Source organism: Salinibacterium xinjiangense, from assembly GCF_014645015.1.
Classification (GTDB): Bacteria; Actinomycetota; Actinomycetes; order Actinomycetales; family Microbacteriaceae; genus Rhodoglobus; species Rhodoglobus xinjiangensis.
This window is the reverse complement of record NZ_BMLC01000002.1, coordinates 247,467-268,840: the sequence shown is the minus strand read 5'-3', so window position 1 is coordinate 268,840 and position 21,374 is coordinate 247,467. Positions and strand designations below refer to the sequence as shown.

At 66.1% G+C, this 21,374-nt stretch carries 17 protein-coding genes and 1 riboswitch; of the genes, 7 read left to right on the top strand and 10 right to left on the bottom strand.

Going from position 1 to position 21,374, the window contains the following annotated elements; translation table 11 throughout:
* Positions 1-68 precede the first annotated feature (68 nt).
* The 5 genes from IEW81_RS08025 to IEW81_RS08005 all read left to right on the top strand — a co-directional run bounded on the left by IEW81_RS08025 (position 69) and on the right by IEW81_RS08005 (position 6,165).
* A complete protein-coding gene (locus IEW81_RS08025) occupies positions 69-1,718 on the top strand; it encodes a GAF domain-containing sensor histidine kinase (RefSeq protein ID WP_097059421.1) in 1,650 nt (549 codons plus the stop codon).
* Positions 1,715-2,347 (top strand): response regulator, encoded by a 633-nt coding sequence (locus IEW81_RS08020; RefSeq protein ID WP_179691735.1) that lies wholly within the window; start codon positions 1,715-1,717, stop codon positions 2,345-2,347. Before IEW81_RS08025 ends, IEW81_RS08020 begins: the two co-directional genes overlap by 4 nt.
* A gap of 78 nt (positions 2,348-2,425) precedes the next feature.
* A complete protein-coding gene (locus IEW81_RS08015) occupies positions 2,426-4,828 on the top strand; it encodes a phosphoketolase family protein (RefSeq protein ID WP_097059800.1) in 2,403 nt (800 codons plus the stop codon).
* The gene (locus tag IEW81_RS08010; RefSeq protein ID WP_097059419.1) at positions 4,828-5,259 is read left to right on the top strand and encodes a pyridoxamine 5'-phosphate oxidase family protein; all 432 of its coding nucleotides are present in this window, start codon (positions 4,828-4,830) and stop codon (positions 5,257-5,259) included. Before IEW81_RS08015 ends, IEW81_RS08010 begins: the two co-directional genes overlap by 1 nt.
* A 24-nt stretch (positions 5,260-5,283) precedes the next feature.
* Positions 5,284-6,165, top strand: coding sequence for a universal stress protein (locus IEW81_RS08005; protein ID WP_097059418.1), 882 nt, complete (start codon positions 5,284-5,286; stop codon positions 6,163-6,165).
* Positions 6,166-6,246: 81 nt separating this feature from the next.
* Here the strand turns inward: IEW81_RS08005 and IEW81_RS08000 are convergent, their stop codons facing one another.
* The 6 genes from IEW81_RS08000 to IEW81_RS07975 all read right to left on the bottom strand — a co-directional run bounded on the left by IEW81_RS08000 (position 6,247) and on the right by IEW81_RS07975 (position 10,069).
* The gene (locus IEW81_RS08000; protein WP_097059417.1) at positions 6,247-6,573 is read right to left on the bottom strand and encodes a hypothetical protein; all 327 of its coding nucleotides are present in this window, start codon (positions 6,571-6,573) and stop codon (positions 6,247-6,249) included.
* A complete protein-coding gene (locus IEW81_RS07995; protein ID WP_097059416.1) occupies positions 6,570-6,782 on the bottom strand; it encodes a hypothetical protein in 213 nt (70 codons plus the stop codon). The genes IEW81_RS08000 and IEW81_RS07995 overlap by 4 nt, the downstream gene beginning before the upstream one ends.
* Positions 6,783-6,866: 84 nt before the next feature.
* Complete coding sequence (locus tag IEW81_RS07990; RefSeq protein ID WP_097059415.1) at positions 6,867-7,283, bottom strand: pilus assembly protein CpaE; 417 nt, start codon at positions 7,281-7,283, stop codon at positions 6,867-6,869.
* 19 nt (positions 7,284-7,302) lie between these two features.
* Positions 7,303-8,364: a VIT1/CCC1 transporter family protein gene (locus IEW81_RS07985; RefSeq protein ID WP_097059414.1), complete on the bottom strand. Its 1,062-nt coding sequence runs from the start codon at positions 8,362-8,364 to the stop codon at positions 7,303-7,305.
* A 2-nt stretch (positions 8,365-8,366) separates the two neighbouring features.
* Positions 8,367-9,287 carry an aldose 1-epimerase family protein gene (locus tag IEW81_RS07980; RefSeq protein WP_097059413.1) on the bottom strand — a complete coding sequence of 307 codons (921 nt, stop codon included), beginning with the start codon at positions 9,285-9,287 and terminating at the stop codon, positions 8,367-8,369.
* Entirely contained in the window at positions 9,284-10,069 is a 786-nt protein-coding gene (locus tag IEW81_RS07975; RefSeq protein WP_268236649.1) for a DeoR/GlpR family DNA-binding transcription regulator, read from the bottom strand. The genes IEW81_RS07980 and IEW81_RS07975 overlap by 4 nt, the downstream gene beginning before the upstream one ends.
* Positions 10,070-10,127: 58 nt before the next feature.
* Between IEW81_RS07975 and galT the strand changes: the two genes are divergently transcribed.
* Complete coding sequence (gene galT / locus IEW81_RS07970) at positions 10,128-11,219, top strand: galactose-1-phosphate uridylyltransferase (protein ID WP_097059798.1); 1,092 nt, start codon at positions 10,128-10,130, stop codon at positions 11,217-11,219.
* On the top strand, positions 11,216-12,376 hold the full coding sequence (gene galK / locus IEW81_RS07965) for a galactokinase (protein ID WP_097059412.1): 1,161 nt from the start codon (positions 11,216-11,218) through the stop codon (positions 12,374-12,376). The genes galT and galK overlap by 4 nt, the downstream gene beginning before the upstream one ends.
* A 318-nt stretch (positions 12,377-12,694) precedes the next feature.
* Here galK and IEW81_RS07960 read toward each other — a convergent pair whose 3' ends face one another.
* The 4 genes from IEW81_RS07960 to mfd all read right to left on the bottom strand — a co-directional run bounded on the left by IEW81_RS07960 (position 12,695) and on the right by mfd (position 21,106).
* On the bottom strand, positions 12,695-13,576 hold the full coding sequence (locus IEW81_RS07960; RefSeq protein WP_097059411.1) for a bifunctional methylenetetrahydrofolate dehydrogenase/methenyltetrahydrofolate cyclohydrolase: 882 nt from the start codon (positions 13,574-13,576) through the stop codon (positions 12,695-12,697).
* Positions 13,576-14,883 carry a serine hydroxymethyltransferase gene (gene glyA, locus IEW81_RS07955; protein ID WP_179691734.1) on the bottom strand — a complete coding sequence of 436 codons (1,308 nt, stop codon included), beginning with the start codon at positions 14,881-14,883 and terminating at the stop codon, positions 13,576-13,578. Before glyA ends, IEW81_RS07960 begins: the two co-directional genes overlap by 1 nt.
* 41 nt (positions 14,884-14,924) lie before the next feature.
* A riboswitch (ZMP/ZTP riboswitch) is annotated at positions 14,925-15,059 on the bottom strand.
* 46 nt (positions 15,060-15,105) lie between these two features.
* A complete protein-coding gene (gene uvrA / locus IEW81_RS07950) occupies positions 15,106-17,556 on the bottom strand; it encodes an excinuclease ABC subunit UvrA (RefSeq protein WP_097059796.1) in 2,451 nt (816 codons plus the stop codon).
* Positions 17,540-21,106: a transcription-repair coupling factor gene (gene mfd, locus IEW81_RS07945; protein WP_097059795.1), complete on the bottom strand. Its 3,567-nt coding sequence runs from the start codon at positions 21,104-21,106 to the stop codon at positions 17,540-17,542. Before mfd ends, uvrA begins: the two co-directional genes overlap by 17 nt.
* Positions 21,107-21,374: the final 268 nt, after the last annotated feature.

Below are 21,374 nucleotides of genomic sequence, written 5' to 3'. Positions count from 1 at the left end.
GCGACATAGGGCCATTGGTCCCCCACCGTCCCTGCGCGTAAGCTCGGGGCACGGAGGCCTGGAACAGGATGACCCTCCTCATCGCACGGCCGGGGTGTGACGTGGATCGACTTCAGGATCTGGCCACGCAGGGGCGACTGCGCGCGCTGCTCCGCGCGAACGAGGCGATCATCGGTCACCTCGACCTCCCAGTGGTGCTGGAACGTATCGTGGGTGTTGCCGTCAACCTCGTGGGTGCGCAGTACGGCGCCCTGGGCGTGCTGTCACCAGACGGCGGGCTCGAACAATTCATCAACGTCGGGATGACGCCGCAACAGGTGAAACATATCGGCAATCTGCCACAGGGGCACGGGCTGCTGGGGGCGCTGATAGATGATCCACACCCCATCCGCCTGCCCAGGCTCGCCGAGGATCCACGATCAGTCGGTTTCCCGGCCCACCACCCGCCCATGGCGAGCTTCCTGGGCGTGCCGATTCGGGTTCGCGACGAGGTGTACGGAAACCTCTACCTGAGCAACCAGTCGTCCGGGGAGTTCAGCGAAGACGACGAGCAGCTCGTCGTCGCTCTTGCCGCCACCGCCGGCATCGCCATCGAGAACGCCCGGCTCTTCGCCGAGACGCTCCGACGCCAGGCGTGGGCCGCGGCATCCGCCGAGATCACCGCAGCGCTCGTGTCGACCGACGAGGGCAACAGCCTGAACATCCTGACGGCGCGGATGCTCACTCTCGCCGATGCCGACGTCGTCTGGGTGCTGCAGCCCACGAACGATCCGGGCCAGATGATCGTGACGACGGCCCGGGGCATCGACGAGGAGCGCATCGAGGGAATAACCATGGATGCCGGCGGCTCGATCATCGGAAGCGTCATCGAGGCCGGGCAACCGCGTCAGGTCGATGACGGAGCCGGATTGCGGTCGTTGCCCGGCAACCGCCAGCAGCTGGGCGCCGTCATGGCTGTGCCGCTCGCCGCACCGGGCCGGGGAGTGCTGCTCGTCGCCCGGCTCGCCGGTCGTCCCAGATTCGCGCGGGGTGACCTGGAGATGGCCGCCAACTTCGCCGGGCAGGCGAGCGTCGCCATGGAGATCTCAGCCGCCCGCGCCGCCCGCCAAAAGGTTGCGCTGCTGGAGGATCGCGGAAGGATCGCTCGAGACCTGCACGACCACGTCATCCAGCAACTCTTCGCCACCGGGCTCGAGCTGCAGAACATCGCGGGTCAAACCCAGGGCGATATCGCCGAACGGATCTCCGCATCCGTCACCAACCTCGACGGCAGCATCTCCCAGATTCGCACCGTCATCTTCGCACTCTCGACGTCGACCCGCGAGGGGACTCCGGCGGTGCGCCACGCGGTCATCGATCTCGCCAATGAATTCGCGGCCAGCCTCTCAAAAACACCCACCGTGAGCTTCTCCGGGCCCGTCGACCTCATGATCACCAACGATCTCGCCGATGACGTGCTGGCGGTCACTCGCGAGGCGCTCGCCAACGTCGTCAAGCACGCCCAGGCCCAGCACGCCTCCATCGACCTGACGGTGCAGTACGGCTGGGCGACGCTGGCGATAACGGATGACGGCCACGGCATCGAAGGCTCCACCCGCAGGAGCGGGGTGGTGAACCTCGAGAACAGGGCACTCGATCGCGGCGGTAGTTTCACGATCGACTCCGACCACCACGGCACCCGCCTGCGATGGTCGGTCCCTATCGAGGTGACCCGGTGATCCGGGTGTTCCTGCTCGACGACCACGAGCTGGTGCGCCGGGGAATCAGCGCGCTGCTGGGCGCGGAGGTCGATATCGAGGTGGTCGGTGAGGCATCCACCGCCGCGCAGGCGATCGGTCGCATCCGGGCAACGACTCCGGATGTGGCGGTGCTCGATGTGCGCCTGCCGGATGGAAGCGGCATCGACGTGTGCCGTGACATCCGGTCATCCCTGCCGGGCACTCGCTGCCTGATGCTGACCGGGTACGACGACGACGAGGCGATCTATGCCGCTGTGCTCGCCGGCGCATCGGGCTACGTGATCAAGGACATCAGGGGAAGCGGTCTCGTTGATTCAGTGCGAGCTGTCGCCGCAGGGCGCTCCCTTCTCGACCCGGCACTGAACCGGCGAGTCGTTGAGCGGATCAACGAGAACCACGAGGCCGACCCGCGACTGCAGTCACTCACGATCCGCGAACGGCAGATCCTGCCACTCATCGCGGAGGGGCTGACCAACCGGGAGATCGGGGAGCGGCTGAACCTCGCCGAGAAGACCGTCAAGAACTACATCTCCGGCCTGCTCAGCAAACTCGGACTGCAACGCCGCACGCAGGCTGCCGTGCTGCATCTCGAGTCGAAACAGCCGTAGTCCTCCACAACAGCCACCGCGCAGGGACCTTTGGCCCTAGGGTCGCCAGCGTCCCGGTCCTACCGTCGAGGTATGACGATGCCAGCCACCCCCCACGATCTCGCTCTCACCACCGAGGCCCCGCTGCATGCCGTGGATGCGTGGTGGCGCGCCGCCAACTACCTCACGGTCGGCCAGATCTACCTGCGCGGAAACGCGCTGCTGCGCGAGCCGCTGGCACCGTCGGATATCAAACCTCGTCTGCTCGGCCACTGGGGTACGTCACCCGCGCTCAACCTGATCTACGCCCATCTGAATCGGCTGGTCGTGCAGCGCTCGCTCAATGTGCTGTACATCGCCGGGCCAGGACACGGGGGGCCGGCAATGGTGGCCAACACCTGGCTCGACCACACCTACTCCGAGCTGTTTCCCCATGTCACACAGGACGGCGCGGGAATGCTCGAACTGTTCCGGCAGTTCTCAGCACCCGGCGGAATCCCTTCGCACGCCTCCCCCGGCACGCCCGGATCAATCAACGAAGGCGGCGAACTGGGCTACTCGCTCGTGCACGCCTTCGGCGCCGCGCTCGACAACCCGGACCTGATCGTGGCCTGCGTGGTCGGTGACGGCGAAGCCGAGACGGGTACGCTCGCCGCCAGCTGGCATCTCAATAAGTTTCTCAACCCGGACACCGACGGTGCGGTGCTCCCGATCATCAACCTCAACGGGTACAAGATCGCGAACCCTTCGGTGCTCGCGCGCATCCCCGAGTCTGAGCTGTTCGAGCTGTTCCGGGGCTATGGCTACGAGCCGATTCTGGTCTCCGGCGGTGTCAACGGCGAAGACCCCATGCTCGTGCATTCCGCCATGGCTGACGCCCTCGAGTATGCGGCAGACCGCATCGCCGAGATCCGCCGGGCGGCACGGAGCCCCCAGCCCGCACCGCGCCCGAACTGGCCGATGATCATCCTGCGCACCCCCAAAGGCTGGACAGGACCGAAAGAGGTGGATGGGCTGCCGGTCGAGGGCACCTGGCGGGCGCACCAGGTCCCGCTCGCGAACGTGGCGGAGAACGCCGAGCACCTCGCAATGCTCGAGGAGTGGATGCGCAGCTACCGACCAGAGGAACTGTTCGCCGCAGACGGATCCCCCGTGCCGATGCTGTCATCGATCCAACCGCGCGGCGATCGCAGGATGAGCGCGCTCCCCGCCTCGAATGGCGGGTTGCTGCTCACCGACCTCGTACTGCCTCCCCTCGAGAAGCAGGCGGTGGATGTCTCGGTCGGCCGTGGCGTGACAGCAGAGGCGACGCGTGCACTCGGCAGCTGGCTCGCCGATGTCACAAGACTCAATCCGCACACGTTCCGGGTGTTCGGTCCGGATGAGACCGCATCCAACCGACTCGATGCTGTCTACGACGTGACCGACAAGCAGTGGATGGGAAGCACCGAACCCACCGATGAGCACCTGGCCCGCCAGGGCCGCGTGATCGAGATCCTCAGCGAGAACCTCATCGAGGGGTTACTCGAGGGCTACCTGCTGACCGGGCGCCATGGCCTGATGAACTCATACGAGGCCTTCATCCACGTCGTCGACTCGATGTTCAACCAGCATGCAAAGTGGCTCGAATCCGCCCGTGAGATCCCGTGGCGGCGACCCGTCGCATCCCTGACCTACCTGCTGAGTTCGCACGTGTGGCGCCAGGATCACAACGGCTTCTCGCATCAGGATCCAGGATTCCTCAACCACGTCGTGAACAAGAGCCCGGACATCGTCAGGGTCTACCTCCCACCGGATGCCAACACCCTCCTGGTGACCGCCGAGCACTGCTTCACGACCCGCGACCACATCAACGTCATCGTCGCCGGCAAGCAGCCCGCGCCCACGTTCCTCAGCCTCACAGAGGCACGAACCCATGGGGCGCGCGGCATCAGCATCTGGGACTGGGCCGGCACCGAGCAGCCGGGCGCGGCTCCCGACGCCGTGATCGCTTCGGCCGGTGACGTGCCGACGCTCGAGGCCATGGCCGCGGTGACGCTGCTCCGCGATGCGATCCCCGGCATCTCGCTGCGGTTCGTCAACGTCATCGACCTCATGAGGCTGCAGACGAGCGCACAGCACCCCCACGGGATGTCGTCGGGCGACTTCGATTCGATCTTTACCACGAGCAAGCCGGTCATTTTCGCATTTCACGGCTACCCGACGCTCATCCACCAGCTCGCGTACAAGCACACGAACCATGTCAACTTTCATGTGCTCGGCTTCCGCGAGAAGGGCACGACGACCACGCCGTTCGACATGCTCATGATGAACGATCTCGACCGATACCGGATCGCGATCGACGTGGTTCGCCGTGTCCCCGGGCTCCAGGATCGCTACAGCAGCCTCATCGAATTCTTCGAGGATGAGCGCTCTCGCCTGCGCGCCTATGCCTACGAGAACGGCGAGGACAGCCCGGATGTCACGGGCTGGGAGTGGATGGCCACGAGAGAGGGCCACTGATGGCAACCCGACCCTGGTTGACACCGGAAGAGACACCGCAGGCCGAGAAGCTCGGCCCGAACGAGAGCTGGGCGCTGCTCGAACGCACGCGCATCGGCCGGCTCGCGGTGCGAGCGGGCGACGGCGTCGACATCTTTCCCGTCAACTTCATCGTGAAGGATCACGCTGTGTACCTGCGCAGCGCTCCCGGCTCCAAGCTGGTCGACATCGCGCAGACGCCATCCGTCGCCTTCGAAATCGACGGCAGCCGGTGGCGAACCCACTGGAGCGTCGTGCTGCACGGGGTGGCTGAGCGAATGTCGTATGACACGGACATCGTCGACTCCGGGGTTCTCGACCTCCCGACGATGACCTCGTCGTCGAAGTGGAACTATATCCGGATCACGCCGACATCAGTCACGGGGCGGCGTTTCGTCTCGCGTCCACGATGAGTTCGCGACAAAAAGGAGAAAACCGTGATTGAGAGAGTGACCGTCGCCGTCGACGGAGGGCCGGCCAGCGACGCTGCCGTCGAGTGGGTGATCCATCGCACACGGTCGACGAAGCTGGCGCTCGACATCGTTGCTGCGGTCGGCCTGGATTCGGAGCTCCCGACCGGCGCTGAGTCCCACTTCCGCACCCCGTTCGAGGACGCGCTCGAGCGAGCGAAAACCCGAGTCCGCGCTGCGGTCCCCGGTCTCGCCGTGACCACCACGATTCTGCGCGGCCTTCCCCACGACGCGCTCATCACTGCGGGGCTGAGGTCAGACCTGCTCGTCATCGGGACGAACAAGACTTCTCCCATTGCCGGGATCCTGCACGGCACGCTCGCCCTGAAAGTAGCAGGCCAGTCGTCGTGCATCACCGTCGTGATCCCCGTGAACTGGGCTCCGGGCACCGGTCAGGTGGTGGCCGGATGGACCAACGACCCGACCTCCGAGCAGGCTCTCGACTTCGCCGCCGCCGAGGCGTCAGGCAGCAAAGTCGGTGTGATGATCGTGCACACCTGGACGGCGGCTCCGACCTCCGCCGGAACCCCGGCGGCCATCGTCGACGAGATCATGACCACCAATGACCTTCTGCTGGCCTCCGCCGCGTACCGGGTAGAGACGGCATATCCGAATCTCTCCGTTACGCAGGCACTGCACCCCGGCTCAGCGGCCGTGGCAATCGTCCGCGCGGCGCGGGGCGCCTCCCTCGTCGTCGTGGGTTCACGTGGCCGCGGCGCCATCGCGGGATTCTTCCTCGGATCAGTCAGCCACGATGTGCTGCTCAATATGCCGGCGCCTGTGGCAGTGGTGCCGAAGTGGGATGCTCCCGTCGACGTGTACCCCGAGATCCTCGACGAGGACTTCTAAACCCTGCGCTACGGCATCGTGCAGGGTTCGATTGACCGCGATGGCGTGTTCACCACCGTCGACGCGATCACGTCGACCCGATCACGTCGTTGCGGCCCGCCTGACGGACCCCGACTCAGACGCCGACTGCCACCCCGGTCCGGTTTGCGCCCAGCGCTCTGCAACCGCGACAATTTTCTCCGCCGGCGTTCCGGGCTCATGACTCAACGCGCTCGCGTTTTGCCACACGGAAACCCACATCGCCTTCATGGCGATGTCTGCGTCAGCCTGGTCGGGCAGGTATCGGCGAAGGACCGTATACGTCGCAACACTCAGGATGTCGTAGAGCCGCGAGAACGCGACGCTGTCTCCCGCTGCGACGGCACGCATCAATTTGCCCTGCACGCGCGCGGCCGGTGACCTGTTCACCGGGTGAACGAGTGGATCTGCTTGCTTGCGGCCTTGCGGGCGTTTTCGCGAGCCTTCCTGGTTTTCTTGCGTGCCTTCTTCATTTGGGGGTCGTTCCAGTAGTAGGTTGCGGCCTTTTTGATCTCGTTATAGCGGCTCTCGCCTGCCTTGGCTCCGAGAACGTACGCGGCGATTGCTATGACGGCAATGATGAGGAACTGGGGGCGCATGTGAGGCTCCTTCTAACTATCTGGATCAGATGTGCATGAGCGCGCCGTTGCGGTCATCGTAGAACCTACAGGCGTCTCCTGTTTTTATCGTGGCCCCTGTACGGCAAGGGAGTCGAGCAGGTATAATGCCGCTCGCGCGTAGGCGTTGGCCGCGTCATCCGCCCCGAAAACATGTGACTGGCCTTCGGTTTCGATCTCTACGACGAAGCCATCCTGAGCCGTCAGCGACCGGAAAGTGGCGGCCAGGAACTGCCGCAGCTGGTGCTCATGGGGCAACCACAGCGTGTCGTCGAGCGCGACGGAATCGAGCGCCCACTCCGTCGTACCGTTAAAGCCCAGCACCGTGCCGGTTCCGTAATCGTGCGCTTCCACCGTCATGTCACTGAGGATGTAGACCTCCTGGTCGGCCTCCACCCCATCGATGCGAAACGCGTCTCCGGCCGTCGGGCGCCACCTCAGTCCGGAATCGCGGAGCGCGCGAGCGAGAGCGGTAGAGATCATCCTTCGATTATGCGCGAGACTAGCCGGCGCTCACACCGAACAGCAGTCCCAGGAGGTAGGTCACACCGGCGGCACCGAATCCGATGGCCAGCTGGCGCAGGGCGCGCTTGAGGGGGGATGCCCCGGCCAGCAGCCCGACGATGGCACCGGTGCCGAGCAGGGCAAGCCCGACCAGCACCGCGGAGATGACGACGGCGGCCAGCCCCTGGGCACCGAACAGGTACGGGAGCACCGGGATGATGGCGCCGGAGGCGAAGAAGCAGAAGCTCGACACGGCGGCCCCCAGCGCAGAGCCCACGGCCTCGTGATCCTGCGGCCGAAGGGCGGGAGCGATTGATCGGCCGCCGATCACCTCTGCGGCGTGGGCGGTCGCCTCGGTGACCGTCATGCCCCTGGCGCGGTAAACGAGAGCCAGTTCGTTCGCGTCGACATCGAGGAACGGCACGGAATCCCCCGTCACCGGGCTCGGCGTCGTTGCATCCAGCAACTCACGTTGCGAGCGCACAGAGACGTATTCGCCGGCCCCCATCGACAGCGCGCCGGCAAGAAGTCCGGCGATTCCGGTGAGCAGCACGATGCGGTTGTCGACCCCGGCGGCGGAGATGCCGAGCACCAGCGCGAGGTTGGAGACGAGCCCGTCGTTCGCGCCGAACACGGCGGCCCTGAACGTGCCGGAGAGCCGCTGCCGGCCTCGGGCGGCGAGTGCCCTGACGACCTCCTCGTGGATGCGCTCATCCGCTGCCATCGCGTCCGTCGCGTCATTGTCTGCCTCGTACGGCGAACGCGATTCGGCCCGCTGCGCGAGCGCGAGCACGAAGACCGAGCCGAAGCGGCGGGCAAGCAATCCGAGAAACCGTGTGCGCAGGTCACCCGTTCTCGGGTGGCCCACATCGTTTCCGAGCAGATTAATCCAGTGCTGCTCGTGGCGGCCTTCGGCATCGGCCAGCGCGAGCAGGATGTCGCGTTCCTCCCCGCTTCGGCGTGACGCGAGGTCGCGGTAGACGGCGGCCTCCGCGCGTTCGGCCGCGAGGTATTTGCGCCACCGACGGACGTCGGACTGGCTCGGTGCTGCGTTTGGCATAGTCAGCCAGAATACCGGATGCCCCAGCCGAGCGTCCATGTCTCGCCGGGATCCACCCACCGCAGCCCCTGTCCGGAGTTGAACGCGTTCGGCGGAGCCGTCATCGGCTCGATCGCGACAGCGCAGCCGAGCCCACCATCCTTCGGAAATATCGGGGTCGTGAAGACCTGTACAAAACCGTGAGCGTCATCCTGCAGCAGTCGCACCTCGCGACCGTCCGGTGCGCGCAGCACGGCGCTGACGCCATCCACGGTGTCGACCGCGCCGAACGCGGTGTCGAGCTCGAGTTCCCCGACGAGCTTCGGTTTGCGCAGGTCGAAACCCGTGCCGTCGACCGGGCGCTCGGCGATCGGGTTCAGCCGGGCATCCACCTCGAAATAGCTGGATGCGTGTACGGTCAGCTCGAGCTGCTCGGTCGGCACGTCGCCGATCTTCAGGAACGGATGGGTTCCTACGGCCACCGGTGCTTTCGCCGCTGACAGGTTCTCGATGGTGTGGGTGACGTCGAGCCCGCCGTCGACGAGCTCGTACGTGACGGTCGTCGCGAGGTGGAAGGGATATCCGTGCTGCGGGAACACCGTCGCGCCGAGGGTGACGGATCCCTCGGTGCGCTCGAGCTGCCGGTATGCGGTGTTGCGCAGCAGCCCGTGAATCGCGTTGTGCTTGTCAGCTTCGGTGAGGTCGAGCTGCATGGCCTTGCCGTCGAGCGACCACACTCCATCTTCGATGCGGTTGGGCCACGGCACCAGCACGATCCCGTCGGCGAATGGCGGCGTCGCATCTTCCGGATACGACTCGGTGATGTCAGTGCCGTCGATCGAGAGATGTCGAAGCGACGCGGCGACTTCGGCGATGATCGCTTTCGCTCCGTCGCGGGTGATCTCGAACTGTTCGCCGGTCGGGGCAGTGGGTAGCTGATTCACGCGGTCAGCTTATCGGCGACCAACACCGTCATTCCCGCCTCACGCAGTTCGTCCACGGCGGTGCCGTTGACGATGCCCGCGGTGACGAGGGTGTCGAAGTCACCCGGGCCACCGATCGCTGCCAGCGCCGTGTGGCCCAGCTTCGTGGCATCCGCCAGCAGGATGCCGCGGCGCGACCGGGCGCGCACTCTCGACTTGATCTCCGCCTCCGCCAGGTTGATGTTCGTGGCTCCCACGACAGGATGCACGCCGTTGCATCCGATGAACGCGACGTCGAGGGTGAGGGTGTCGAGCATCGATGCGGCGAACGGGTTGACCAGCGAGTGTTGGAGAGGCCGGAGGGTGCCGCCGGTGACGAGCACCGTGAACCGCGGAATCGCGGGTTCCAGGGCGAGCGCGATGGTCAGCCCGCTTGTGACGATCACCACGTCGTGCAGGTCGTGGCGGTCGACCAGGGCCTGCGCGAAGGCCATCGAGGTGCTCCCGGCGTCGACGTAGATGCTGTCGCCGTTTCCCACCAGCTGTGCCGCGGCACGACCGATTGCGACCTTCGCCGCCGCATCTCGATCCAGCGCGGTCTCCAGGGAGGGCTCGGCCGCACCGGCGGGCATCGCACCGCCGTGCACCCTGGTCACCCGTCCGCGGCGCTCGAGTGTGCTGAGGTCGGCGCGGACGGTCACCTCGCTGACACCGAGCTCCACACTCGCGTCGATCACGCGCACGAAGCCGCGCTGGGTGATCATTCGGTCGAGTTCCTGCTGTCGCGCGTTTGCCGGGAGCACCACTTACGAATTCCTCCGATATCGAAAGGTCAACTTTCGATATCGTAATACCATGCTGATGGCAGGAATCACGAAACACTCGACCACGCTCGCCGACGGTCGCGAACTCATCTACTTCGACGACGCGCACTCCACCCTCCCCCCAGAGCGCGCCATCGACTCGCGTGTGCTCGACCCGCGCCCCGCGACCGCGAGCATGCGCCAGGATCCGCTCACCGACGAATGGGTCTCGATCGCAGCTGCCCGCCAGAACCGGGTCTTCCTACCACCCGCCGACCAGGATCCGCTCGCGCCGGCGAGCCCCGCCAATCCGTCCGAGGTGCCAAGCAACTATGACGTCGCGGTCTTCGAGAATCGGTCGCCGTCGTTCGGACCCTCCCACGACGCCTTCGATCCAGCACTGCTCGACGAGATCGGGCTCGGTCGCTCGCTTCCCTCGGTCGGCCGCTGTGAGGTGGTCTGCTTCAGCCCGGAACACGAAGGATCGTTCGGCACCCTGACCGAATCCCGCGCCCGAACCGTCATCGAGGCCTGGGCCGACCGCACCGAAGCTCTCAGTGCGATCCCGGGAGTGCAGCAGGTATTTCCTTTCGAGAACCGGGGTGAGGAGATCGGCGTGACTCTGCGCCATCCGCACGGCCAGATCTACTCGTACCCCTACATCACGCCGCGCACGCAGCGCGTGGTCGCCTCGATCGAGAAATTTGGCCCCGGCTTGTTCCAGTCGATTCTCGACTTCGAGGGCGCGTCCGACCGGGTGGTGTTGCGCGGCGAACACTGGACGGCCTTCGTGCCGTTCGCGGCCCGCTGGCCCATCGAGGTGCACATGCTGCCGCACCGCCACATCCCCGACTTTGCCGCGACCAATGATGCAGAGCGCACAGAACTCGCCGGCATGTACCTCAGGGTCCTCCGTGGCATCGACGCGTTGTACACCACCCCCACGCCCTACATCGCAGCCTGGCACCAGGCGCCGGTGACGGTCGCTCGCGACGACATCCGGCTCATGCTGCAGGTGACCAGCCCCCGACGGGCGGAAACTAAACTGAAATACCTCGCGGGCTCTGAGGCGGCGATGGGCGCGTGGATCGGTGACATTCTTCCCGAGCAGACGGCCGCATTCATCAGGGAAGGCATCGATCGCGCATGAGCGACATCAGGGACGACGTCACAGAAGGCTTCGAGCATGTTCACGGATATGCTCCGCTGGGCATCTGGTCCGCACCCGGCCGGGTGAACCTCATCGGTGAGCACACCGACTACAACGAGGGCTTCGTGCTGCCATTCGCGATCAACCGACGCACCGTCGTCGCGCTCGGCGTCCGGGACGACTCCCGGATGAACGTGGCGAGCGAATTCGCGGATGAGATGGCGGGCATCCCGCTGGCCGAACTGGCGCCGTCACGGCTGGAAGGCTGGTCCGCGTATCCGCTCGGGGTGGCCTGGGCACTGGGCGAGGCCGGGGCCGACCTGGCCGCTGTGCCCGGGGTGGACCTGTACATCGAGTCGACGGTGCCCGTGGGCGCGGGGCTCTCGTCATCCGCCGCCATCGAAAGCGCCGTCGCCGTCGCCCTCGATGAGGTCTGGCAGCTCGGCCTGGACCGGCCGGCCCTCGCCAGGGCCGGACAGCTCGCCGAGAACAAGGCGGTCGGTGCCCCTACCGGCATCATGGACCAGTCGGCATCCTTACTCGGCCAGGACGACCACGCCGTCTTCCTCGACTGCCGCAGCCTCCAGTCAGAGCTTGTGCCGCTGGGCTTCGCCGAGGCCGGGCTCGAGCTGCTGATCATCGATACCGGTGTGTCGCACGACCACTCGACGGGCGGTTACGCAGATCGGCGAGCGTCCTGCGAGGCGGGAGCGGCCGGCATGGGGGTGTCGTCGCTGCGCGACCTGAGCGCCGACGACCTGCCGCGAGCCAGGGAGACGCTCGACGATGAGACCTTCCGACGCGTGCGGCATGTCGTGACCGAGAACCAGCGCGTGCTCGACACCGTCAGGGTGCTCCGATCTGAGGGACCCACCGCCATCGGTGACCTGCTGGATGCCTCGCACCTCTCCATGCGCGACGACTTCGAGATCTCGGTGCCCGAACTCGACCTCGCGGTGGAGACGGCACAGGCGAACGGTGCGATCGGCGCGCGGATGACCGGCGGCGGTTTCGGGGGCGCCGCCATTGCCCTGGTGCCGGCGTCCGGAATCTCGCGGATCCAGGTCGCCATCGATGGCGCGTTCGCCGAGCACGGATTCAGCCAGCCGACCATGTTCACGGTGACGGCCTCGAACGGTGCCCAGCGCGATCGCTGAGCCACCGGCGCCACCGGGCGACGTCCCAAAAGTCAATGTCAGTTCAGACTGACATCAGTCGCAACTGACACCACCGAAAAAACACCCACCTTCCGAAATGACGGAATCCGGAGCCGCAAGCCCCGTGATTCCGGCGACCCACCCGGCCCAGGCAACGAGTTCTCCGTCATTTCGGAAGGGTGGCGCGAGTGGGACAGGGTTCGCGGGAGCAGGCTGCAGGCTAGAAGACCTCGAGGTACTTCAGGGTGAAGCTGACGATACCGACGATGCCCACGAAAACTCCGACGGTGAGCCAGAATCGACCCCAGGGAAAACGCTTCACGACAAGCTCCTTTCGGCTGCATCAACAACGTTTCTCAGCAGCATGGCACGGGTCATCGGGCCGACCCCGCCGGGCACTGGCGACAGGTAGCCCGCGACATCCACCGCTGAAGGATCGACGTCGCCGACCAGTCGCGCCGTGCCGGTCTCCGGATTGACCACTCGCGTGATTCCGACATCGAGCACCGCGGCGCCCGGCTTCAGCCATTCGGGCTTGATGAGCCCGGCGACTCCCACCGCGGCAACGAGGATGTCAGCCTGGCGCACATAGCTCTCGAGGTCGACGGTGCGCGAGTGCGTCAGTGTCACCGTGGCATCCAGTCCCTTGCGCGTCAGCAGGAGGCCGAGCGGGCGCCCGACGGTCAGCCCGCGGCCGACCACGACGACATGACGCCCCGAGATCGGAACGCCGTAACGCTGCAGCATCTCCACGATTCCGGCCGGCGTGCACGGCAACGGCGAAGTGATCTCACCACCGACACCGAGCACGAGCCGGCCCAGGTTCGTCGGGTGCAGTCCGTCGGCATCCTTGTCCGGATCCATCAGCTCGAGCATCGCATTCTCGTCGAGACCCGCTGGCAGCGGAAGCTGGATGATGTAGCCCGTCACCGCAGGGTTCGCGTTGAGGCCAGCGATCGCCGCGCGAACCTCATCGGCCGTCGCCGTCCCCGGAAGGTCGACACGGATCGACTCGATGCCCACCTCGGCGCAATCGCGGTGCTTGCCCGCAACATACGACAGCGAACCAGGGTCGCTTCCGACCAGCAGCGTGCCGAGGCCGGGAGTGACGCCCCTGGCGGTGAGCGCGGTGATGCGCTCGGCGAGTTCGGCCTTGACCGCTTTCGCGGTGGCGACTCCGTCGAGCTTCACAGCGACCATCAGTGCCAGGACCCCGGGCTCTCAAGGCCCGGGTAGAGGGGATAGCCGTCGGTCAGCTTCAGTACGCGCGCGCGGAGGGCCGCAACATCCGGTGCCGGCTTGAGCGCCTCGGCGATGATGTCTGCCACCTCGGTGAACTCCACGTCGCCGAAGCCACGCGTCGCGAGGGCCGGGGTGCCGATACGGAGCCCGGATGGGGTCATCGGCGGGCGCGGGTCGAACGGCACGGCGTTGCGGTTCACGGTGATTCCGACCTCGTGCAGGATGTCTTCTGCCTCCTGGCCGTGGATCGGCGCGTTCCGCAGGTCGACGAGCACGAGGTGCACGTCGGTTCCTCCGGTGAGTACGTCGATTCCCGCAGCCACGGCGTCGGGCGCAGTGAGGCGCTCGGCGAGGATCTGGGCGCCACGGATGGTGCGCGCCTGGCGGTCGATGAACTCCGGCTCGGCCGCGAGCTTGAACGCGGTGGCCTTGGCCGCGATGACGTGCATGAGCGGCCCGCCCTGCTGGCCGGGGAACACGTTCGAGTTGATCTTCTTCTGCAGCTCGAGGTCGTTGGTCATGATGAATCCCGCACGCGGGCCACCCAGGGTCTTGTGCACGGTCGACGAGACCACGTCAGCGTATGGCACGGGCGATGGATGCAGCTTGGCCGCAACCAGTCCGGAGATGTGAGCCATGTCCACCCAGAGTTTCGCACCGACCTCGTCGGCGATCTCGCGATAAGCGGCGAAGTCGAGCTGGCGGGAGTAAGCGGACCACCCGGCGATGAGCACGTGCGGTTTGACCTCGCGGGCCTTCTCGCGCACCGCATCCATGTCGATCAGGTAGCTCTGCGGGTCGACGCCGTAAGCGTGCGCCTCATAGAGCTTGCCGGAGAAGTTCAGGCGCATGCCGTGCGTGAGGTGGCCACCGTGGGCGAGTTCGAGGCCCAGGATGCGGTCGCCAGGCTGGGCGATCGCGGCGAGCACCGCCGCATTCGCCGTGGCACCCGAGTGCGGCTGGACGTTGGCGTACGCCGCACCGAACAGGCTCTTGGCGCGCGAGATCGCGAGGCTCTCGGCGACGTCCACGAATTCGCAACCGCCGTAGTACCGGCGGCCGGGGTATCCCTCCGCGTACTTGTTCGTCAACACCGAGCCTTGGGCCTCGAGCACGGCGCGGGGCACGAAGTTCTCGCTCGCGATCATCTCGAGCGTGCCACGCTGGCGGCCGAGTTCTTGCTCGAGAACCTGCGCGATCTCGGGATCGACGTCGGCCAGCGGTGAATCGAACCGGGACAACGGTGAGGTGATGGGGTCAGACATGGGCGCTCCTAAAGACACTCGAACGGATAGAACAGAGGTATCCGTTGAGCCCAGGCGTACGGCCCAATCGTGCTGCTTCCGCTGAGACGATCACAGTCTGCACGATCACAGTCTCGACAATCACGGCTGTCACTCCCCGATGGTTGCCCATCTCAACGCCAGTTGCGACAGGTACAGCCTACGTGACGACGGGTCTGGCTGCTGCCGCAGCGGCCTTCGCCACTATCCCGTTCTCGCCTGGCTGGCGAGCCAGGCCGCGAGATGCACGGCCGTGGCGCCTTCTCCCTGCGAGACCTGGTTCGGCGTGCCCGCCGCGACCACCGAGCCACCAGCATCGCCCCCGCCCGGCCCCAGGTCGATGACCCAGTCGGCGTCGGCGATGGCGGCAAGGTCGTGCTCCACCAGTGCCACGGTGTTGCCGGCATCCACGAGTCGTTGCAGCTGGTCGAGCAGCAACCGGGTGTCTGCCGGATGAAGGCCAGAGGTCGGCTCGTCGAGCAGGTAGAGCGCATGACCACGATGTGCCCTCTGCAACTCGGTAGCCAGTTTGATGCGCTGCGCCTCGCCTCCGCTGAGCTCGGTGGCCGGCTGCCCGAGCCGGAGATACCCGAGCCCCACCTCGCGGAGGGTCTCCAGGCTGCGCGAGGCGGCAGGAACATCGGCGAAGAACTCCGCCGCAGTGTCGACGGTCATCGTGAGCACATCGGCGATGGATTCGCCGCGGTACTTCACCTCGAGCGTCTCGGCGTTGTATCGGGCACCATGACAGGTGGTGCATGGCGCGTAGGTGCCCGGGAGGAACATCAACTCCACCGAGATGAAGCCTTCGCCCTTGCAGGTCTCACAACGACCACCGACGACGTTGAACGAGAAGCGCCCGGCACCGTAGGAGCGCGAGCGCGCTTCGTCGGTAGCGGCGAAGATCTTCCTCACCACATCGAACATGCCGGTATAGGTGGCGAGGTTCGAGCGCGGCGTGCGGCCGATCGGCCGCTGGTCGACGACGACCAGCCGATCGAGCGCCTCCAGCCCCGTGACGCCCGACACGTCGACCTCGAGTGAATCTTCTTCCACCTCATCGGAGCCCGCGCCAAGGCGATCACGCACCACCTGCGCGAGCACCTGGGTCACGAGAGTCGACTTTCCCGAGCCGGAGACGCCCGTCACCGCCGTCATCACCCCGAGCGGGAACTCGGCAGATACATCGACGAGGTTATGACGGCTCACACCGTGAAGTTTCAACCACCCGGTAGGCGTTCGGAGCGTGCGCTCGACCCTCGCGTCCTTCGGGAACAGGTAGGCGGCGGTGACGGATTCTTCGACGCCTTCCAGCCCATCGACGGGCCCGGAGTAGATCACGTGCCCGCCACCCTCACCGGCCCCCGGGCCGATGTCAACCACCCAGTCGGCCCGCCGAACCACATCGAGGTCGTGTTCGACCACGAACAGGGAATTACCGGATTCCTTGAGCCGCTGGAGCACGTCGAGAAGTGGCGCAGCGTCGGCGGGATGAAGCCCGGCGGACGGTTCATCCAGCACATAGACCACGCCGAACAGCCCTGAACGCAACTGCGTCGCTATGCGCAGCCGCTGGGATTCCCCGGTCGAGAGCGTGGTCGAATTCCGGCCGAGACTCAGGTATCCGAGCCCGAGGGCGAGCAGCTCATCGACCCGGCCGATCATATCGGTGACGATCCGGGTCGCCGCCTCACGACTCTCCCCGCGAAAGTCGGTGTCGATGCCCTCTTTCAGCGCCGCTGCGAGCCCGGCGAACGGCAGCGCATTCATCTCACCGATGGCGAGACCGGCGAAGGTGACCGCACGCGCTTCCTGGCGCAGCCCGCTTCCGCCGCAGACCGGGCACGGGATGCTCCGCACGAATCGCAGTGCGCGCTCCCGCATCCTCTCGCTCTGCGATTGCGAGAGCACATGCATCACGTGGCTTCTGGCACTCCAGAACTTGCCGTAGTAGCCGTGGTCGACGCGGCCCGGCTCCGGTTCGATCATCACCGACGGTTGTTCTTCCGTGTACAGCAACCACTCCTGGTCGGCGCGGGACAACGACTGCCAGGGCTTGTCGATATCGATTCCGAGGCCATTGACGATGCTGCGGAGGTTCGCGCCCTGCCATGCTCCGGGCCAGGCGGCGATGGCGCCCTCACGGATGCTCAGCGTCGCATCCGGAACAAGCAGTTGCTCGGTGACATCGTGGACCATCCCGAGACCGTGGCATCGCGGGCATGCTCCGGATGCGGTGTTCGGGGAGAACGCCTCGGCGGCCAGGTGTGCGGCGCCCGAGGGGTAGGTTCCCGCCCGCGAGTAGAGCATCCGGAGAAGGTTGGACATCGTGGTGATCGTGCCGACGGTCGAGCGGGAACTCGGGGCGCCACGTCGTTGTTGCAGTGCAACGGCCGGCGGAAGCCCGGTGATCTCCTCCACGTCCGGCGCACCGACCTGGTTCAACAGGCGGCGGGCGTACGGCGCAACCGACTCGAAGTAACGGCGCTGGGCTTCTGCGTACAGCGTGCCGAACGCGAGGGATGATTTCCCCGATCCTGAGACACCGGTGAAGACCACCAGCGAGTCGCGGGGAATATCGATATCGATGTCTTTGAGGTTGTGCTCACGCGCCCCGCGAACCTTCACCCACCCCACGTCAGACCGCCACCTCAGGTGCTGACACCTCGGCGCCGAAGATGGTGACGAGCAGGTCTGTCGTCCAGGCGATGAGTTGCGTGTCTGTCGGCTCTGGCGGTAACGGCACCAGCACGGCTGCGGCTGCGGCGTGGTAGCGAGCCCCCGGGTACATGCGCTGCAGTCGCACCTGGATCGAGTCAGCGAGGTTCGCTGGCGCGACACGCAGCTTGTCTCCCATGACGACCACCTCGCTGAGCCCGGATTTCTGCGCCATGCGGCGCAGTCGCGACACGGCGATGAGGTTGGCGACCTGTTCCGGCGGCTCGCCGTAGCGGTCGGTGAGCTCCTCCATCACCCTGTCGATGCTGTCGATCGTCGCTGCCGGAGCAGACGCCGTGGACAGCTTCTGGTAGGCCTCAAGCCTGAGCCGCTCACTCTCGACGTAGTCCTCGGGGATGTGCGCGTCGACGGGCAGCTCGAGCCGGAGTTCCGTCTGCCCTTCCGCGACGTCACCACGGAAGGCCGAGACGGCCTCGCCGATCATGCGCAGGTACAGGTCGAAGCCCACCCCTGCGATATGCCCGGACTGCTCGCCGCCGAGCAGGTTTCCGGCACCGCGGATCTCGAGGTCCTTCAGCGCAATCTGCATGCCGGCGCCGAGCTCGTTGTTGGCCGCGATGGTGTTCAGCCGCTCGTGGCCGGTTTCGGTGAGCGGCTTCAGGTCGTCGTAGAGGAAGTAGGCATACGCACGCTCCCGGCCACGACCCACCCGACCCCGCAACTGGTGCAGCTGCGACAGGCCGTACTTATCTGCCCGGTCGATGATGAGGGTGTTGGCGTTGGCGATATCCAGCCCGGTCTCGATGATCGTCGTCGACACCAGCACGTCGAACTTGCGCTCCCAGAAGTCGACCATGACCTGCTCGAGCACGTGCTCGGGCAGCTGGCCGTGTGCGACGGCGATCCGCGCCTCCGGCACCAGCTCGGCCAGCTGGTTGGCGACGCGATTGATGCTCGCCACCCGGTTGTGCACGTAGAACACCTGGCCCTCACGCAGCAACTCGCGCTTGATCGCGGCACCCACCTGTCGCTCAGAGTACGGGCCGACGAAGGAGAGGATCGGGTGGCGATCCTCCGGCGGGGTAGCAAGCGTCGACATCTCCCGGATGCCGGTGACCGCCATCTCGAGGGTTCGCGGAATCGGGGTGGCCGTCATCGCGAGGATGTCGACGTTGGTCTTCAGCTTCTTCAGCGCATCCTTGTGCTCTACGCCGAAGCGCTGCTCCTCGTCGATGATGACGAGTCCGAGGTCTTTGAAGGCGATGTTCTTGCTGAGCAGGCGATGTGTGCCGATGACGACGTCGACCGTGCCATCCTGCATGCCCGCCATGGTCTCCTTCGATTCCTTGTCGGTCTGGAACCTCGAGAGCGCGCGAAGGTGCACGGGGAAGCCTGCGAACCGCTCGGCAAACGTCTCCATGTGCTGGCGCACGAGCAGCGTCGTCGGAACGATCATCGCGACCTGCTTGCCATCCTGAACGGCCTTGAACGCGGCGCGCACGGCGACCTCCGTTTTGCCGTAACCGACGTCGCCGCTCAGCAGGCGATCCATCGGTATCGGCCTCTCCATGTCGGCCTTGACCTCGTCGATGGTGGTGAGCTGGTCGGGCGTCTCCACGAACGCGAAAGCCTCCTCGAGCTCGCGCTGCCACGGGGTATCCGGCCCGAAGGCGTGCCCCTTGGAGGCCATGCGCGCGCTGTAGAGCTTCACCAGTTCGACGGCGATGTCTCGAACAGCCTTGCGCGCCTTACCCTTGGCCGCGGCCCAGTCGCTGCCGCCCATCTTGCTCAACGCCGGAGCCTCGCCACCGACATACCGGCTCAGCAGGTCGAGCTGGTCGGTGGGAACGTAGAGCTTGTCCCCGGGGTATCCGCGCTTATTGGGCGCGTACTCGACAACCAGGAACTCCCGTTGCGTCCTGATCGCGTTTCGTCCACCCGTCGACACCTCGCGTTGCACGAGTTCGACGAACCTGCCGATTCCGTGGGTGTTGTGCACCACGAAGTCGCCGGCCTTGAGCTGCAGCGGATCGACGACGTTTTTGCGGCGGCTCGCGAGCTTCTTGACCTGGCGGGTGTCGTAGCCGGCCGTGCGACCGTAAAACTCGCTCTCGCTGAACAGCGCGAGCTTGATCTCGGCGAGCTCGAAACCCTGGTCGACGGATGCCTGCACCAGGTAGGCGACACCGGGCTCGGCCTTCGCGGGAAACGCGTCTACTGCCCGCCCGGCGAGCTCATGCTCGGCGAGCACATTGGCTGTGCGCTCCACGAGTCCCGCTCCCTCGGAGACGACCGCAACAGTCCAGCCGTCCCGCAGGAGTTCGCCGACGTGGCCCAGGGCCCCGTCTGGCTGGCCCGCGAAGTTCGGCACCGTACGTGCCTCGATGCGCACGTACGACTCGAGTGCCGTCGCCTCGAGTTCTTCGGGAACGCCAGAGTCGAACGCAGAGAGCGTCCACCACCGACGGTCACCGGCAGCCTCGCGCAGCCTCGCGAGGGTGACGAAGTCGCCAGCATCCAGGTCGATCGGAGCCTCCGCTCCGGCGGTTGCCGCGTTCCACGCAGCACTGAGGAATTCGCGATTCGTCTCCGCGAGATTGACCGCGCGCGTCGCAACCTTCTCGGGCGAGAGCACAGCGATCGCGGCATCCTGCGGCAGATAGTGGGTGAGGGGCACGAGCCGGTCGACGAGCGCCGGCGCGAGCGACTCCATTCCGTCGACGGGAATTCCCTCGCCGATCTTCGCGAGCATCGTCGACAGGCTCGGAAACTCGTGCTGCATCTCGCGTGCACGCTGGCGCACGCTGTCGCTCAGCAGCATCTCCCGGCTCGGCGGCAGCTCTGCCCCAGTGATCTCCGTTGGCAGCGAGCGCTGGTCGGCGACCGAGAATTCGCGAACCTGCTCGAGCTCATCACCGAAGAATTCGAGGCGGAGTGGATGCTCGTCGGTCGGCGCGAACACGTCGACGATACCGCCGCGCACCGCGAACTCACCCCGTCGGGTCACCATGTCGACGCGGGCATACGCGAGGTCGACGAGCCGGCGGCTGAGGTGCGCGAGGTCGTATCCACGACCACCCTTCACCAGCGTGATGGGCTCGATGGTGGTCAGGTTGTCGGCGAGAGGCTGGAGTGCAGCACGCACGCTGGCGACCATGACGAACGCGGTCTGTTGGTCGCCGGCCGCCCAGTTCCGGATGGTGCGGAGGGCAGCTATGCGCTTGCCCACCGTCTCCGAGCTGGGGCTGAGCCGCTCGTGCGGCAGGGTCTCCCATGCCGGGAACTCGACGATCGTGGCGCCCGGTAGGTAGCTGGCCAGTGATCGACGCAAGGCTTCGGATTCCCGGCCCGTCGCCACGATTGCGAGCAGCGCGCGCGGGCCGCCCTTTCGCGTGAGTAGCCCGGCCAGCAATGGAGCACGGAGGCCGTCGACGAGCGAGAAGTCAGCGCTTCTGGCGCCGAGAGAAAGTGCTTTCTCGAACGTCCGGGCGCGCGAAAGGGCCGGGATAAAACCATCGAGTATCACTGGACGAGTGTATGCCGCGCCGCTGACAGCGGGCTGCGTGGGTGCCGCACCCCACCGCACGAGAGTGCCCGGCCGCGTCATCCACTGCGAAATGAGGGAGATCTCAGCACATGAAGGCCATTTCACCAAATGAAGGAGATTTCGGCAGAAACACCCTCCACGCCATGCGTCGCGTGCCCAGGCACGTAAATATCCTTCATTTGGTGAAGTGGGGGCTAAACGGTAAGGGGAGGAGCGGGGCTGAGGACGGCAGGGGCAGGCGCGGCAC